Below are 13,955 nucleotides of genomic sequence, written 5' to 3'. Positions count from 1 at the left end.
TGCCTTCACCTAGCGTTGAGATGCTAGCCGAGATTCGCAAGGCCAAGGTCAACAGGCTTCCCATGAACGTTTCCGACGCCGTCGAACATCGCATCTCGGTGCGCGCCTACAAGCCCGACCCGGTGCCCAGGGCCGTGGTGGCCGAGATCCTGGAGCGGGCCGCCCGCGCGCCGTCCGGCGGCAACCTCCAGCCCTGGCGCGTCTACGCCCTCACCGGCGCCCCGCTCGAGGCGTTCAAGGCCGGCGTGGCGCAGAACCCCGCCGGCGAACCCATGGAATACGCCGTCTATCCGCCCGATCTATGGGACCCCTTTCGCACCCGCCGGTTCGAGAACGGGGAGCAACTCTACGCCTCCATCGGCGTCCCGCGCGAGGACAAGGCCGCCCGCCTGCGGTGGTTCGCGCGCAACGCCCAGTTCTTCGGCGCGCCGGTGGGGATCTTCTTCTGCCTGGACCGCAAGCTGGGCCCGCCCCAGTGGTCGGACCTGGGCATGTACATGCAGACGGTGATGCTGCTGGCCGTCGAGCGGGGCCTCGACACCTGCGCCCAGGAGTTCTGGGCCCGATACCCGCTGTCGGTGGCCCGGGCGACCGGCCTGCCCGAGGATCATATGGTCTTCTCCGGCCTGGCGCTGGGCTATCGCGATCCCGACCACCCCATCAACGGCTGGCGCTCCACCCGCGATCCGCTCGACGTCTGGTGCGACCTGAAGGGCTGGGAATGAGCCGTATCGTCCTCCTCGCCGCCCTCGCGGCCGGGATCACCTACGGCCTGGCCCCGGTGGCGATCGCCGCCGGCCTGTGGTCGCCGGACGTGCCCGACGCGGTCGGGGTGGCATGGAAGGGGGCTGGCGTGTCCCTGCTGGCGGTCTGGGCGGGCCTCGAGGCGCGCAACCGCGATGGCTGGATGCTGGCGGCGGTCCTGGCCTTCGGCGCCCTGGGCGACGTGCTGCTGGCGACGCATGGCCTGATCGTCGGCGCCTTCGCCTTCCTGGCGGGGCATGTGGTCGCCATCGCCCTATACACGCGCAATCGGCGGCCGGCCCTCGCCCGCGCGGACTGGATCGTCGCCGGGGCCATCGTGGCGCTCACCACGCTCGTCTCCTTCCTTCTGCCGCCCGACCGCGGGCTTGCGCCCGGCGTGGCGCTCTACGCCTTCGGCCTGTCGGCGATGGCCGCCGCCGCATGGCTCAGCCGCCTGCCGCGCGCCCTGGTCGCCGCCGGCGCCCTGATGTTCGTGGTCTCGGACCTGCTGATCTTCCTGCGCACCGGCCGGCCGGCGCTCGACATCCTGCCGATGGGTCTGGCGGTCTGGGGGCTCTACTTCGGCGGCCAGGCGCTCATCGCGGTCGGGGGCGTGCGGGGCCTGTCCCGCCGCACGGTCACCTCCCGCTAACCACGCCTCTTCAACGGGCTTTCACGACGTTCGGGCAGGGTGGGGCCGTTCCTCCCCGCCGCCCCGGATTCCATGCGCCTCACGCCCCACCGAATGATGCAAGGCCTGCGCGCGGGCGGCGCGGTGGGCGGCGTGGCGGCGGTGATCGCGCTCACCGGCCCGTTCCGCTACGGCGACCTCGGCCTGCCGTTCCCCGACCACGTGGCGCATGCGCTGCTGTTCTATGGCGTCACCCTGGCGATGCTCACCGCCCTGCCGCGTTCGCGCGCCGGCGAAGTGGCCGTCGTCGCGGTCCTGCTGGGGGCGATGAGCGAGCTGGCCCAGGCCGCTCTGGGCCGTCAGGCGTCGTGGAGCGATTTCGCGGGCGACGCGGTGGGGGTGGCCGTGGCCTATGCGCCGATCTGGGTCACCCGCCTGCGGGAGCTGGCGCGCACCCATCCGCATCTGACCTTCGCCGAGATCCGCGCCCTGGACCGTCGCGTCCCCCGCCCCATCGGCGGCCGCCCCCTCACCGAGACCGCCCCCGCCGCGCCGCAGCCCGATACGCAGGCCTAGGTCCGATCCTCCCGCGCGAGCGGCGGCCCTCTCTCCTGTCTTTGGCTCTTGGCCCTGGAATTCGGAAGGCGCCGCGCCGCCGCCTTGTCGCCCGACGGGCGATCATGACACCCTGGCGTCCACAACGAACAACGGCGAGGGAGGCGGCGTGATGGGCCGAACGGGATGGATCGCGGCGGGAACGGTTCTGGCGGCCGCGCTGACCGGCGGCGGGGCGATGGCCCACGAGACCTGGTACCCCTCGAAGTACGGCCCGGCCGACACCCTGGGGGCGGTCAACAACCTGTCGCCCGAGGGCGTGAAGCGCGCCGCCGCCCTGGTCACCACGGGCAAGGTGTACGCCCTGGGAGTCCCCACCGGGGTCTCCACTCCGGCCTATGGCGAGCGGACGTATTCCGTCGAACGGATCCCCGGCCCGACCGCTCCCCTGGCCCCGCCGGTCGGCGCGAACAAGGTCACGGCGTACGACGAGCGCGTCGTCACCAGCATGGGCATCGGCAGCCAGATGGACGGTCTGGGCCACCTGGGCATCGACCACCGCTACTACAATGGCGTTCACGCCTCGCAGGTGAACACCGACAAGGGCTTCGCCCTCGACCTCGCCCGGGTGCCGCCCATCGTCACGCGCGGCGTCCTGATCGACATGGTCAAGCACTTCGGAAAGCCGCTGGTCGCCGGCCAGGCGTTCAACCGCGCCGAGATCGAGGCGGCCATGCGCGCCCAGAAGGTGACGGTGGGCAAGGGCGACGTCGTCCTCTTCCACACCGGCTGGATGGCGGCCAAGGCCGAGAGCGACCGCGACGTCTTCCGCTCGACCGAGCCGGGCCTGGGCGAGGAAGGCGCGATCTGGCTGGCCGACCAGGGCGTCGTGGCCATCGGCGCCGACACCGTCGCCCTGGAGGCGATCCCGTTCGAGAACCCCGACCGCCCCTTCATCGTCCACCAGACCCTGCTGGCCAAGAAGGGCGTGCACGTGCTGGAGACCATCGACACCAACGCCCTGGCGGCCGACGGCGTCACCGAATTCCTGTTCGTCCTGGGCCAGCCGCGGTTCGAGGGGACGGTCCAGATCGTGATCAATCCGGTGGCGATCCGCTGAGGCCGGGACCCTGGGTCACGTCCCGTAGAAGCGTGTGAAGGCCTCCAGCGGGGCCTTCACGGCCAGCACGCGCTGAGGAAATGCGGTCCACGGGCGCTCGGGGTCCAGGGTGGCCAGGTTGGCGACGAAGGCGTCGCGGACCTCGGACCGGATGGCCTCGCGGCTGTCGATGAGCTGGCCCCAGCTCGACGTGCCGCTGAGGTGGAGGGGCCCCGGAGCCGGGGCGCGAGAGGCGGCGTATTCCGGCGGGAACAGCCGCCGGTAGGCTTCCAGGTTGTACAGCCACGAGCGGCCGACGATGTGGGTCGCCGCGGGATGCGCCTCGACGATCCGGCGCACCATGGCGGCCAGGTCGCCGCGCCGGCGCGCGATCTTGGCCGTGGCCAAGGGGCCGCCCGCAGCGTCGGTGTCGCGGTTGTAGAAATGGATCTTCACGGCGCCGGTGTCGTTCGGCGGCTCGAACGCGAAGCAGCCGAACCGTTCCTGCCCCGGCAGGGGGGTCGTCTCCTCGCGCGCCGTGCGGAAGGCGTCGCAGGTGAGCGCCAACTGAGCCTCGAGGCCGCGGGCGGCTTCGAGCGCCTGCGCGTAGGCCCGCCATTCCGGGGATGGCGGAAAGTGCAGCGGCACGCCCAGTCCGAGCCGGCGGTGGAGGTTGGTGTGCGCGCGCGCCGCTTCGCCCAGGCCCATCCCGGTCAGCTCCGCCATGCGATGCGCGAGGCGAAGCTGGGCCTCGAAATAGGGGGCGAGGCGTTCGGCTCTCGCGCCGCGATCCGGCTCCATCGCCCCTCCCCGCGTTTCTCTCGCCCGGCGCCGCTGTGGCGGCCCGACCCGCTTCATACGCCGTTCCGGCCCTCGCCGAACTGGTGTTCCCGCAAATACCGACGCAACATCCCGCCCGACCCTCGAGCCGGCCGGACCCCGATCTCGCGCCGGAACAGCGAAAGGCCCCAGATCATGTGCGACGACATCCACGAAGGCCTGATCCATGATCCCACCGTCTCGCGGCGGACATTCGGCCTCCTGTCGGCCGCCGCCGCCGGCGGGCTGGCCAGCCCCGCTCTGGGGGCCCCCGCCGTGATCGAGGGGGTCGTCGAGACCGACGTCCGGATCAGGACGCCCGACGGCCTGGCCGATGCGGCCCTGTTCCATCCGGCCGGCAAGGGCCGGTGGCCGGCGGTGCTGATCTGGTGCGACTTCCTCTCCCTGAGGCCGGTGTTCCGGGAGATGGGGCGCCGGCTGGCCTCGGCGGGCTACGTCGTCCTGGTCCCCAACTTCTACTATCGCTCGAAGACGGCGCCGGTGTTCGAGGGCGCCTTCAACTTCGCGAGCCAGGAGGACCGGGCGAAGATCGCGCCGCTGCGCGCCGCCCTGACCAACGACAAGGTCGACATGGACGCGGCCGCCTACATCGACTTCCTGGACGCCCAGCCCCAGACCGACACGGCGAAGAAGGTCGGCGTCCAGGGCTACTGCATGGGCGGGCCGTTCACCCTGCGGACCGCCGCCGTGCGGCCGGACCGGGTGGGCGCTGCGGCGACCTTCCATGCGAGCGTCCTGGTGTCGGACGCGCCAGACAGCCCGCACCTCCTGATCCCGAAGACCAAGGCGGCCTATCTGGTCGCCACCGCCGACAACGACGACAAGCAGCGCCCGCAGGAGAAGGACCGGCTCCGCGCCGCCTTCGCCGCCGCTAGTCGGCCGGCCACGGTCGAGGTCTATGCCGGCGCGGCCCACGGCTGGTGCGTCAAGGGGAGCCCCGTCTACGACGAGGCGGCCGCCGAGAAGGCCTGGGCCGAGCTGCTCGCGCTCTACAAGGCCCGTCTGGGCTAGCGTCGCGGTTCGCCGGCGGCGGCAGGACCGCTATAGGGCATCCATGAAGCTCCTCTCCGTCGAAGACGCCCGCACGCGGATGCTGGCCGAGGTCGCCGCCCTCGGGGCCGAAACCGTGCCGATCGAAGCGGCCGTGGGACGGGTGCTGGCCGAGGACGTCGCCGCTGGGCGCGATCAGCCGCCGTTCCCGGCCTCGGCGATGGACGGCTGGGCCGTGCGGGCGGCCGACACGCCCGGTCGTCTCGCGATCGTGGGCGAAAGCGCCGCTGGCCACGCCTACGGCGGCGTCGTGTCGCCGGGACAGGCCGTCCGGATCTTCACCGGCGCCCCGGTCCCCGCCGGCTGCGACGCGGTGGTGATCCAGGAGGACGCCACGGCCGCCGACGGTGTCGTGGCCGTGCCCCAGACATCCGCCGGCCATCACGTCCGCCCCGCCGGCGGTGACTTCCGGGCTGGCGAAGTGCTGCTGCGGTCCGGTGCGGGCGTCGATCCCTGGCGGCTGTCTCTGGCCGCCGCCGCTGGGCGGGCCGCGCTTTCGGTGGCCCGGCGGCCGCGGATCGCCCTGTTCTCGACGGGCGAGGAGATCGTCGAGGCGCCGGCGATCCCCGGGCCGTTCCAGATCTATGACTCCGGCTCCCGCGCGCTGGCCGCCCTGGCCGAAGGCTGGGGGGCCGAGGTTCGTCGCGCCCGGCCGGTGCGCGACGACTTCGACGCCACCGTGGCCGCCCTGCGCGACGCCGAGGGCGACCTGGTGGTGACGGTGGGGGGCGCCTCGGTGGGCGACCACGACCTCGTGCGCGGCGCGGCCGAAGCGCTGGGCCTCCGGCTCCGCGTCGCCAGCGTGGCGGTCCGACCCGGCAAGCCCACCTTCTTCGGCGTCCTGGCCGACGGGCGGCGACTGCTGGGCCTGCCCGGCAACCCCGCCTCGGCGATGGTCTGCGCCGAACTGTTCCTTCGCCCGCTGATCGCGGCGCACCAGGGCGCCGATCCCGTCCTGCCCATGCGGCGCGCGCGGCTGGAGGCGCCGCTGCCGGCCAACGGCCCGCGCGAGCACTGGATGCGCGCGCGGCTCGGCCATGCCGACGCCGGCCTCACCGCCCGGCCCTATCGCGATCAGGATTCCTCGCTGGTCGGCGTCTTCGCGGCCGCCGACGCCCTGCTGGTCCGCCCGGCCGGCGCGCCAGCGGCCGGGGCCGGTGACCTCGTGGATGTCCTGCCGCTGGCCCGCGCGTAGTCTCGCCAGCCGAAAACGAAGATCTCTTGTCCACGGGCGCACGCGGATGAGGATCGCGCGCCATCTGTGTCGATCCGTGCGTATCCGTGGACCTTGGAGGACGGGGCGCTGACGCTTCCCCACCAGGCTCCCCGACCGCGCTCGCGGATTACGACGCCTGCGCTGTCGCCGTGAGCGCGCCGGCATGGCGCAGGGCGGTGATCTCGCCGATCACCGAGACGGCCACCTCGAACGGCGCCTTGCCACCGATGTCCAGGCCGATGGGCGCGCGCAGCCGGGCGATGGCCGCGGCCGGCGTTCCGTCCAGCTCCAGCTCGGCCAGCCGGCCCGCCAGCCGCCGCCGCGCGCCGAGCAGGCCGACATAGCCGGCCTCCGAGGGCAGGGCGGCCTTCAGCGCCGCGCGGTCGGTGTCCAGGTCGTGGGTGGCCACCGCCACATAGGTCCAGGGGTCCAGGCCGATGGCCGCCAGGGCCTCGCCCGGCTCGTCGCGGCGGTAGGCGACGCCGGTCACCGGCGGCGGCGCCGAGGGACCCTTCGGCCGCACCAGGGTGGTCTCGAAGCCCGAGCGGGCGCCCAGTTCGGCGATGGCCAGCGCCGTGGGGTCGCCGCCCACGATCACCAGCCGTGGGGTCGGCTCGTAGGCGCGAACCGCGACGGCCCCCGCGAACACCGGCGCTCCGGGGGCGCAGATCCGCCGCGTCCCGTCGCTGGCGTAGACGACCGGCCGCCGCGCGGTCCAGGCGTCCAGCAGCGCGTCCAGGGCGGGATCGTCGGCCGCGATCCGCTCCAGCACGATCTCGATGCGCGCGCCGCACAGCAGCCGGATGTCGGGCCAGGGGCTGCCCTCGCCATAGACCAGGGTCCGCGGCCGGCCGTCGGCCAGGCACGCGCGGGCGTGACCCGCCACGTCGCCCTCGACGCAGCCGCCCGAGAAGTAGCCGGCGACGAGCCCGGGCGCGAAGACCATCTGGGTTCCCTCGGGCCGCGGCCCACCGCCGCCCACGGCGACCAGCGTGCCCAGGACGAACGCCTGACCCGCCGCGCGTGCGGCGGCCATCGCCGGGCGCACGTCCTCGGCCAGGCCGAACATCGGCCATTCGGGAAGATCGGGAACAGAGTCAATCACGCGTTAATCATCGGTGGGATACGGGTTCTTAGTCATCCCTGCGTCAAAATGGCCGCTCGAACGGATTTCACCAAGCACCCGGGCCTGAATGACTTCACCGCTCCAGAAACTCGGCCTCGGGACCAGCCAGTTCGGTCTCGACCAACCGCCCGGTCCCAGAGGCCGGCCGCGCGAGGCCGAGGCGCGTGACATCCTCTCGATCGCCGGACGATCCGGCCTCTCGGTGCTGGAGGTGGCGCGCCAGACCACCACCACCGACACCCTGCTGCGCGCCGCCCTGCCCCAGCCGGTGCCCTTCCGAATCACCCTGACCGCGATCCGGCCCGAACGCGGGCCCGACGCCGTCGAGGCCGAGCTCCGCGCGCAAATGACGCGGCTGGGGGTCGAGCGGGTGGACGCGGTCGTCGCGCCCTCGGCCACCGACCTGTTCTCGCCGCTGGGCCCCGCCCTGTGGGACCGCCTCAAGGCGCTCAAGGACCAGGGCCTGTGCCGGAGCATCGGCGTGCCCGTCTACGCCTCGGACGATCCGGTGGGTGTGACCCGCCGCTTCAAGCCCGACCTCGTCCAGGCGCCCGCCTCGCTGCTCGACCAGCGCCTGCTGCTCGACGGCTCGCTGGAGACGATCGCGGGAATGGGCGTCGAGGTCCACCTGCGTTCGATCTTCCTGAACGGCGTCCTCTTCCTGCCGCCCGACCGGGCGCCCAGCCATCTGAAGGCCGCCGCCGGCCGCATCTCGCGCGCGCGGCGGCTGATCGCCGAGGGTCGTTCCGATCCGCTCCAGGCCGCCCTGGGCTTCGCCCTGACCCGCCCCGAGGCCAGCCATGTCCTCGTGGGCGTCACCTCGGCCGCCGAGATGAGCGCCGTGGTGGCCGCGGCCATGAGCCCGCCGCCCGACCTCGACTGGGACGAGATGGCCATCGACGATCCCGAGGCCCTGAACTGGGCCGCCGCCTAGCCTGACGACCCGCCTCATGCAACGAGCCCGCCGCGGGTGCGACGGGCTCGGTGGTCTTCCGGGGTGCTGGAGGCCCGCCCGGCGCTCAGGCGCCGCGACAGGCCGGCGGGGCGTCAGCCCAGCATGTCCTTCACCGTGTCGCGCTCGCCGACGAGTTCGTCGTTGGTGATCTTGATCTTCGACTTCGCGAAGTCGTCCATCTCGTACGAGGTGATGACCTCGTAGGCGCCCGGCGCGGTGGTCTTCACCGGCATGCCCGCCCAGACGCCGTCGTCGAAGCCGTAGCGGCCCTCGCTGGCCACGGCCACCGAATGGATGGCGCCCGGCGTGACCAGGTCGCGGACGTGGTCGATCAGCGCGTTGGCCGCCGAGGCCGCCGAAGACTGGCCACGGGCCTCGATGATCGCCGCGCCGCGCTTGCCCACGGTGGGCAGGTACTCGTTCTCCAGCCAGGCGCGGTCGGTGATCACGTCGGTGACCGCCTTGCCGCCGATCTTGGCGTGGGTGAAGTCGGCGAACATCGTCGGGCTGTGGTTGCCATAGATGAACAGGTCCGAGACGTCGTTGATCGAGACGCCGGCCTTCTTGGCCAGTTGGGCGCGGCCGCGGTTCTCGTCCAGACGCACCATGGCGGTGAAGCGGTCGGGCGTCAGGCGCTTGGCCTGGCTGGCGGCGATCATCACGTTGGTGTTGCAGGGGTTGCCCACCACCGCCACGCGGGCGTCGTCGGCGGCCACCTTGTCGATCGACTGGCCCTGGGCGATGAAGATCTTGCCGTTGTCCTTCAGCAGGTCGGCGCGCTCCATGCCCGGACCGCGGGGCTTCGAGCCCACCAGCAGGGCCCAGTTCACGTCCTTGAAGGCCACGTCCGGGTCGCCGGTCAGCACCATGTCCTGGAGCAGCGGGAAGGCGCAGTCCTCCAGCTCCATGGCCACGCCCTTCAGCGCCTTCTGCGGGCCCTCCACCGGGATCTCCAGCAGTTGCAGGATCACCGGCTGGTCCTTGCCCAGCATCTCGCCCGAGGCGATCCGGAACAGCAGGGCGTAGCCGATGTTTCCGGCCGCGCCGGTGACCGCCACGCGGATGGGCTTCTTCGCCATGGGTGACCACTCCTCATTGTGATGTCGGCGCGGGCTCTAGCTCGTTGACGCCCGTGCGGCAATGCCGCACCCGCTTGCGGCCATGTTCGATCTGCACCCCGCCTTCCCCGCCACCTCCGAAAGCGTCGGCGACCTGGCCCTCTGCCACGTCCGCTTGCACGGCGACGCCCGCTGGCCGTGGCTGGTGCTGGTCCCGCGCGTGGCGGGCGCCACCGAGCTGGAGCACTTGTCGGGCGCCGAGCGCGGACGGCTGGTGGAGGAGATCGTCCAGGCCGGGGCGGCGACCCGCGCCGTAGGGGACGCCCTGGGGTGTCCGGTCGACAAGCTGAACGTCGGCCAGCTCGGCAACATGACGCCGCAGCTACACGTCCATGTGATCGGCCGGTGGACCGGCGATCCCGCCTGGCCCGGCCCGGTCTGGGGCCACGGGACCGCCGTCGCCTTCGACGCCGACAGCCTGGAACGCGCGCTGGCGGCGGCCCGCGCCAGCCTGGCGCTGTAGCCGCCGGCCGAACTCGCTGTCCGAACCCGTTGGCCTATCCCGCCGGGGCGAGCCGGTGCACGTTCTCCGCCACGTCGAAGAAGACCTTCGACGCGTTCTCGGCCACGTCCTGGGCGGTGTAGGGCCGGCCGGGTGTGAAGCCTTCGGTCTCCAGCATCTTGATCTCGCGGACGCCGCGCGCCGAGACGCCCAGGATCTTGCCCGAATGCTCGGCGGCCAGGTCCGAGACCATGTAGAGCACGCCGGGCGCCACGTTCTCGGGCAGGCTCAGCGGATCGGGCTCGCGCCCCTGGCGGCCGGGCAGGTCCGAGGTCATCCGGGTGTAGGCGCCGGGCGCCAGGCCCATGACGCGGATGTTGTACTTGCGTCCCTCGATGGCCATCACCCGGACCATGCCGTAGATGCCGGCCTTGGCCGCGCCGTAGTTCGTCTGGCCGAAATTCCCGTACAGCCCCGAGGTGGACGAGGTCAGCACCATCGACCCGCCGCCGTTCTCCTTCATCCACTTCCAGACCGGCAGGGCGCAGCAGTACGTGCCCTTGAGGTGGACCTTCACCACCGCGTCCCAGTCGGCCTCCGAGGTGTTGGCGAACGACTTGTCGCGCAGGATGCCGGCGTTGCAGACCAGGATGTCCACCCGGCCGAACGCGTCCAGCGCCGCCTTCAGGATGTTCTCGCCGCCCTGGACGGTCGAGACGTCGTCGCCGTTGGCCACGGCCCGGCCGCCGGCCGCGACGATGGCGTCCACCACCTTCTGCGCCGCCGAGACGTCGGCGCCCGATCCGTCCCGCGCGCCGCCCAGGTCGTTCACCACGACCGCGGCGCCTTCCTTCGCGAACAGCTTGGCGTAGGCCTCGCCCAGCCCGTTGCCCGCGCCTGTGATGATCGCGACCTTTCCGTCGAGCAGTCCCGCCATGACGTCCTCCCATACCGTTCTTTTGGCGGATCATCGGGCCGGCGGGGGCCGGTTGGCAAGGCGCCCCCCCGCGCCTTCTTTCCCCGCGCCGTCTTTCCCCCCGGGGCTCGTCACTCCGCCCGCCGGAACCGCCAGTCCTGGCTTCGGAGGCGGCCCTTCACGGTTCCCTCGATCCGCGCGCAGAGATCGTCGCCGCAGCGGCGGTAGATGACCCGCTGGGGGAAATCGTGGGCCGGGTTCTCGAAGACGGCCTCGTCCGCTGTCCCGCCCGGCTTCAGGACGAACGCCGTCGGGGGCTGGTCAGGGAGAAAGGCGGTGAACGTCGGGCCCGCCGCTTCCGTAGTGATGGTCATGTGCTCGACGAACGGCCGGCGGCCCGGCCGGTTGGCCTGGTTCGCGCCGGTCATCGTCCCGCCCAGCGGGGCCAGCCACACCTCGCGGGTCACCACACCGTCCCGCGCCTCGACCCAGCTCCCCGCCAGCCACGCGAAGGTCTCGACCGGGGCCGCCGCATCGCCGGCGCCAGGGGCAGGCTCGGCCTGGGCCGCGCCGTAGAGCAGCGACAGCGCGAGGACGGCGAGGGTGGCGCGCATCGTCTCAGGCCTCCGGCTCGGAGATCCCCGGCCGCGGCTTGCGCCGGGCGCGGAAGAAGCCGCGCAGCAGGTCGGCCGACTCCTCGGCCAGGACGCCGCCCTCGACCGCCGGACGCCAGTGGCAGGTGGGCTGCTCGAACACCCGCGGGCCGTGGACCACCGCCCCACCCTTGGGGTCGGAGGCCCCGTAGACCAGCCGGCCGATCCGCGCATGGCTGATGGCGCCGGCGCACATGGCGCACGGCTCCAGGGTGACGAACAGCTCCAGGCCCGTGAGGCGATAGTTCCCGAGTTTCTCCGCCGCCGCCCGGATGGCGACGATCTCGGCGTGGGCGGTGGGATCGTGGCCGCCGATGGGCCGGTTCGCGCCCACGGCCACCACCTCGCCGGTGGCCGGATCGACGATCACGGCGCCCACGGGCGTCTCGCCGGCCGCGGCGGCGGCTTGCGCGGCTTCGAGCGCGATGCGCATTGTCCGGCGATCATGGTCCACGATCCCCTACGAACCCAGCCGGACGATCCCGGTCAAGCCGAGACCGACGCCGAAGACGCTGGCGGCGACCCAGGTGGCGACCTTGGCGGCGAGCGCGTCGCCAAGCTTCTGGCCCGCGCGGGCGTCGGTTCCCGCCGCGACGTCGAGCGCCTGATCGCCGAGGGCCGGGTGGCCGTCAACGGCCGCGCGCTGGAGACCCCCGCGGTCAAGGTCGAGGCCGGCGACATCGTCACCGTCGACGGCGAGGTGGTGGGCGAGCCCGAGCCCGCCCGCCTGTTCCGCTATCACAAGCCTGTGGGTCTGGTGACCACCCACAAGGATCCGGCCGGCCGTCCCACGGTGTTCGCCGCCCTGCCCGAGGGCCTGCCGCGGCTGATCTCGGTGGGCCGCCTCGACCTGAACTCCGAAGGCCTGCTGCTGCTCACCAACGACGGCGAACTGGCCCGCGCCCTGGAATCGCCCGCCACCGGGATCGTGCGCCGCTACCGCGTCCGCGCCTACGGCCGCACCACCCAGGCGGCGCTGGACCGGCTCAAGGACGGCGTCACCGTCGAGGGCGTGCGCTACGGCGCCGTCGAGGCCCGGCTCGACAAGGCCAAGGAAGGCCGCGAGGGCGCGAACCTCTGGATCACCGTCACCCTGCACGAAGGCAAGAACCGCGAGGTGCGCCGGGTGCTGGAATCCATCGGGCTGAAGGTCAATCGCCTGATCCGCCTGGCCTACGGTCCCCTGGCGCTCGGCACGCTGGACGTCGGCGAGGTGGAGGAGGTGGGTCCCCGCGTGGTCCGCGAGCAGTTCGCCGCCCACATCGACCCGGCCAACCTGCCCACCGGCGAACGGCCCCAGTACCGGTCGGCCGCGAAGAAGGCCCGCCGCGCGGCCGAGGCGCCCGCCGCCCCGCAACCCGCGCCCCAGGCCAAGCCGGAGAAGAAGACCTACAAGGCCGGCTGGGCCAAGGCGAAGCCCAAGGCCCGTCCGCATCCCCCGCCCAAGCGCAAATCCTCCGCCGCGCCCCAGGCGCCGCTTCGCGATTCCACCCGCCCACGGGAGGCCGTCGCAGAACGCCCCTCCCCCTTGCGGGGAGGGGGTGGTGTGGGGGTGCGGGCCGAGCGTCGGCTTAGGTCCCGCGAGAGGGAGGTCGGCAGCGTCGAACCCGCCCGATCCGACCTTCACCTGGAAGGGCAAGGCGTTGAAGCCTCTCGCAAGGGGAATCCGGGAAATATCCGACGCCGAGCCGACACCCCCACCCCAACCCCTCCCCGCAAGGGCGAGGGGCGCACCAAAGCCGCCAGCGCTTTTCGCAACGACCCCCCTCGGCAAAGGAAGGGGGCGTCCGACGCTTTCCCCGAATCTGGTCCCGAACCTGGTGAGGAGAGGGCGCGAGGCCGAGGCGTCGGCAAGGGACCTAAATCCGCTGGATCTCCGCGGGCCGCCGCCCCAGGTCCAGGCCCGCGCGGGCCGAAGCCGTCGACATCACCTCGAGGAAAGCCCGGCGCTCGTCGGCCAGGCCCTCCCAAACCGGGCGGTCGAGGGCCGCGCGGGTGAGCCGCTTGGCGTAGGCCAGCCCCTCGGCGCCGCGCCCCTCCCATTCGGCGGCGATCTCGAGCGCGCGCGCCAGGGGATCGTCGGCCAGCTCGTGGACCAGGCCGATGGCGTGGGCCTGCTCGCCCCGGAAGGTCAGGCCGCGCAGGATGATCTCCAGCGCCTTCGCCTCGCCCACCACCCGGGGCAGCCGCTGCGTGCCGCCCCCGCCCGGAAAGATGCCGATGCGCGTCTCCGGCAGGCCGATGGCCTCCACGTCCGGCGCCGCGATCCGCAGGTCGCAGGCCAGCGCCAGCTCGAACCCTCCGCCCATGCACAGGCCGTTGATGGCGGCGACCACCGGCTTGGGCGCCTCGAAGATGGCGTCCACCAGCGCCAGGTAGCCTTCCGCCGGCCGCGCGCCCGGAGTCGGCGGCGGAGGCGGCGGGCCGTCCTTCAGCCGCTCGCCCATCGCGCCCAGTTCGTCCACGTCGTAGTGGCGGATGAACACGCCGGGCAGCCCGCCCGTGATCACCACCGACCGCACCGCCGGATCGGCCGCCAGGGGCCGGAACGCCTCCAGCATCTCCTGCGCGCCGGCCGCGGTCATCGTCCCGAACGGCGGGTTGGCGTAG

15 protein-coding genes and 1 pseudogene are annotated in these 13,955 nt (G+C 72.7%); 9 read left to right on the top strand and 7 right to left on the bottom strand.

Going from position 1 to position 13,955, the window contains the following annotated elements:
- Positions 1 to 62: 62 nt before the first annotated feature.
- The 4 genes from ABS78_RS08325 (at position 63) to ABS78_RS08310 (ending at position 3,050) form a co-directional block, all read left to right on the top strand.
- Positions 63 to 725: a nitroreductase gene (locus ABS78_RS08325; RefSeq protein ID WP_293376979.1), complete on the top strand. Its 663-nt coding sequence runs from the start codon at positions 63 to 65 to the stop codon at positions 723 to 725.
- Positions 722 to 1,396: a lysoplasmalogenase gene (locus ABS78_RS08320; RefSeq protein WP_293376976.1), complete on the top strand. Its 675-nt coding sequence runs from the start codon at positions 722 to 724 to the stop codon at positions 1,394 to 1,396. The genes ABS78_RS08325 and ABS78_RS08320 overlap by 4 nt, the downstream gene beginning before the upstream one ends.
- A gap of 72 nt (positions 1,397 to 1,468) precedes the next feature.
- A complete protein-coding gene (locus ABS78_RS08315; RefSeq protein WP_293376973.1) occupies positions 1,469 to 1,951 on the top strand; it encodes a hypothetical protein in 483 nt (160 codons plus the stop codon).
- A 151-nt stretch (positions 1,952 to 2,102) separates the two neighbouring features.
- Positions 2,103 to 3,050, top strand: a complete 948-nt coding sequence (locus ABS78_RS08310; RefSeq protein ID WP_293376970.1) for a cyclase family protein — start codon at positions 2,103 to 2,105, stop codon at positions 3,048 to 3,050.
- 15 nt (positions 3,051 to 3,065) lie between these two features.
- On the opposite strand, the gene ABS78_RS08305 is transcribed toward ABS78_RS08310, so the two are convergent.
- Entirely contained in the window at positions 3,066 to 3,830 is a 765-nt protein-coding gene (locus ABS78_RS08305) for a hypothetical protein (RefSeq protein WP_293376967.1), read from the bottom strand.
- Positions 3,831 to 4,004: 174 nt separating this feature from the next.
- Between ABS78_RS08305 and ABS78_RS08300 the strand changes: the two genes are divergently transcribed.
- On the top strand, positions 4,005 to 4,880 hold the full coding sequence (locus ABS78_RS08300) for a dienelactone hydrolase family protein (protein WP_293376964.1): 876 nt from the start codon (positions 4,005 to 4,007) through the stop codon (positions 4,878 to 4,880).
- 43 nt (positions 4,881 to 4,923) lie between these two features.
- Positions 4,924 to 6,114: a gephyrin-like molybdotransferase Glp gene (gene glp, locus ABS78_RS08295; RefSeq protein WP_293376961.1), complete on the top strand. Its 1,191-nt coding sequence runs from the start codon at positions 4,924 to 4,926 to the stop codon at positions 6,112 to 6,114.
- Positions 6,115 to 6,262: 148 nt separating this feature from the next.
- Here glp and ABS78_RS08290 read toward each other — a convergent pair whose 3' ends face one another.
- Entirely contained in the window at positions 6,263 to 7,240 is a 978-nt protein-coding gene (locus tag ABS78_RS08290; protein ID WP_363082906.1) for an XdhC family protein, read from the bottom strand.
- Between the two features lie 88 nt (positions 7,241 to 7,328).
- Here ABS78_RS08290 and ABS78_RS08285 point away from each other — a divergent pair, with 88 nt between their 5' ends.
- Entirely contained in the window at positions 7,329 to 8,195 is an 867-nt protein-coding gene (locus ABS78_RS08285) for a bifunctional regulator KidO (RefSeq protein WP_293376958.1), read from the top strand.
- Between the two features lie 113 nt (positions 8,196 to 8,308).
- Here the strand turns inward: ABS78_RS08285 and ABS78_RS08280 are convergent, their stop codons facing one another.
- The gene (locus tag ABS78_RS08280) at positions 8,309 to 9,295 is read right to left on the bottom strand and encodes a malate dehydrogenase (RefSeq protein WP_293376955.1); all 987 of its coding nucleotides are present in this window, start codon (positions 9,293 to 9,295) and stop codon (positions 8,309 to 8,311) included.
- A 61-nt stretch (positions 9,296 to 9,356) separates the two neighbouring features.
- Between ABS78_RS08280 and ABS78_RS08275 the strand changes: the two genes are divergently transcribed.
- On the top strand, positions 9,357 to 9,797 hold the full coding sequence (locus ABS78_RS08275; RefSeq protein WP_293376953.1) for an HIT family protein: 441 nt from the start codon (positions 9,357 to 9,359) through the stop codon (positions 9,795 to 9,797).
- 34 nt (positions 9,798 to 9,831) lie between these two features.
- On the opposite strand, the gene ABS78_RS08270 is transcribed toward ABS78_RS08275, so the two are convergent.
- From ABS78_RS08270 to tadA, 3 genes are all read right to left on the bottom strand, one after another.
- Complete coding sequence (locus ABS78_RS08270) at positions 9,832 to 10,713, bottom strand: SDR family NAD(P)-dependent oxidoreductase (RefSeq protein ID WP_293376951.1); 882 nt, start codon at positions 10,711 to 10,713, stop codon at positions 9,832 to 9,834.
- Positions 10,714 to 10,823: 110 nt separating this feature from the next.
- Positions 10,824 to 11,306, bottom strand: coding sequence for a DUF6265 family protein (locus ABS78_RS08265; protein WP_293376949.1), 483 nt, complete (start codon positions 11,304 to 11,306; stop codon positions 10,824 to 10,826).
- A 4-nt stretch (positions 11,307 to 11,310) separates the two neighbouring features.
- A complete protein-coding gene (tadA, locus tag ABS78_RS08260) occupies positions 11,311 to 11,778 on the bottom strand; it encodes a tRNA adenosine(34) deaminase TadA (protein ID WP_293376947.1) in 468 nt (155 codons plus the stop codon).
- A gap of 12 nt (positions 11,779 to 11,790) precedes the next feature.
- Here tadA and ABS78_RS08255 point away from each other — a divergent pair, with 12 nt between their 5' ends.
- Positions 11,791 to 13,344, top strand: a complete 1,554-nt coding sequence (locus ABS78_RS08255) for a pseudouridine synthase (protein ID WP_293376945.1) — start codon at positions 11,791 to 11,793, stop codon at positions 13,342 to 13,344.
- On the opposite strand, the pseudogene ABS78_RS08250 reads toward ABS78_RS08255, so the two are convergent.
- Positions 13,301 to 13,930: pseudogene (locus ABS78_RS08250) on the bottom strand (enoyl-CoA hydratase/isomerase family protein); the annotation flags it as partial. The gene ABS78_RS08255 and the pseudogene ABS78_RS08250 sit on opposite strands and share 44 nt — an antisense overlap.
- Positions 13,931 to 13,955 lie beyond the last annotated feature (25 nt).

Origin of the sequence: Phenylobacterium sp. SCN 70-31, assembly GCF_001724605.1 — a bacterium.
GTDB lineage: Bacteria > Pseudomonadota > Alphaproteobacteria > Caulobacterales > Caulobacteraceae > Phenylobacterium.
The sequence above is the reverse complement of the archived record's forward strand: the minus strand, read 5'-3'. Positions and strand labels throughout refer to the sequence as shown.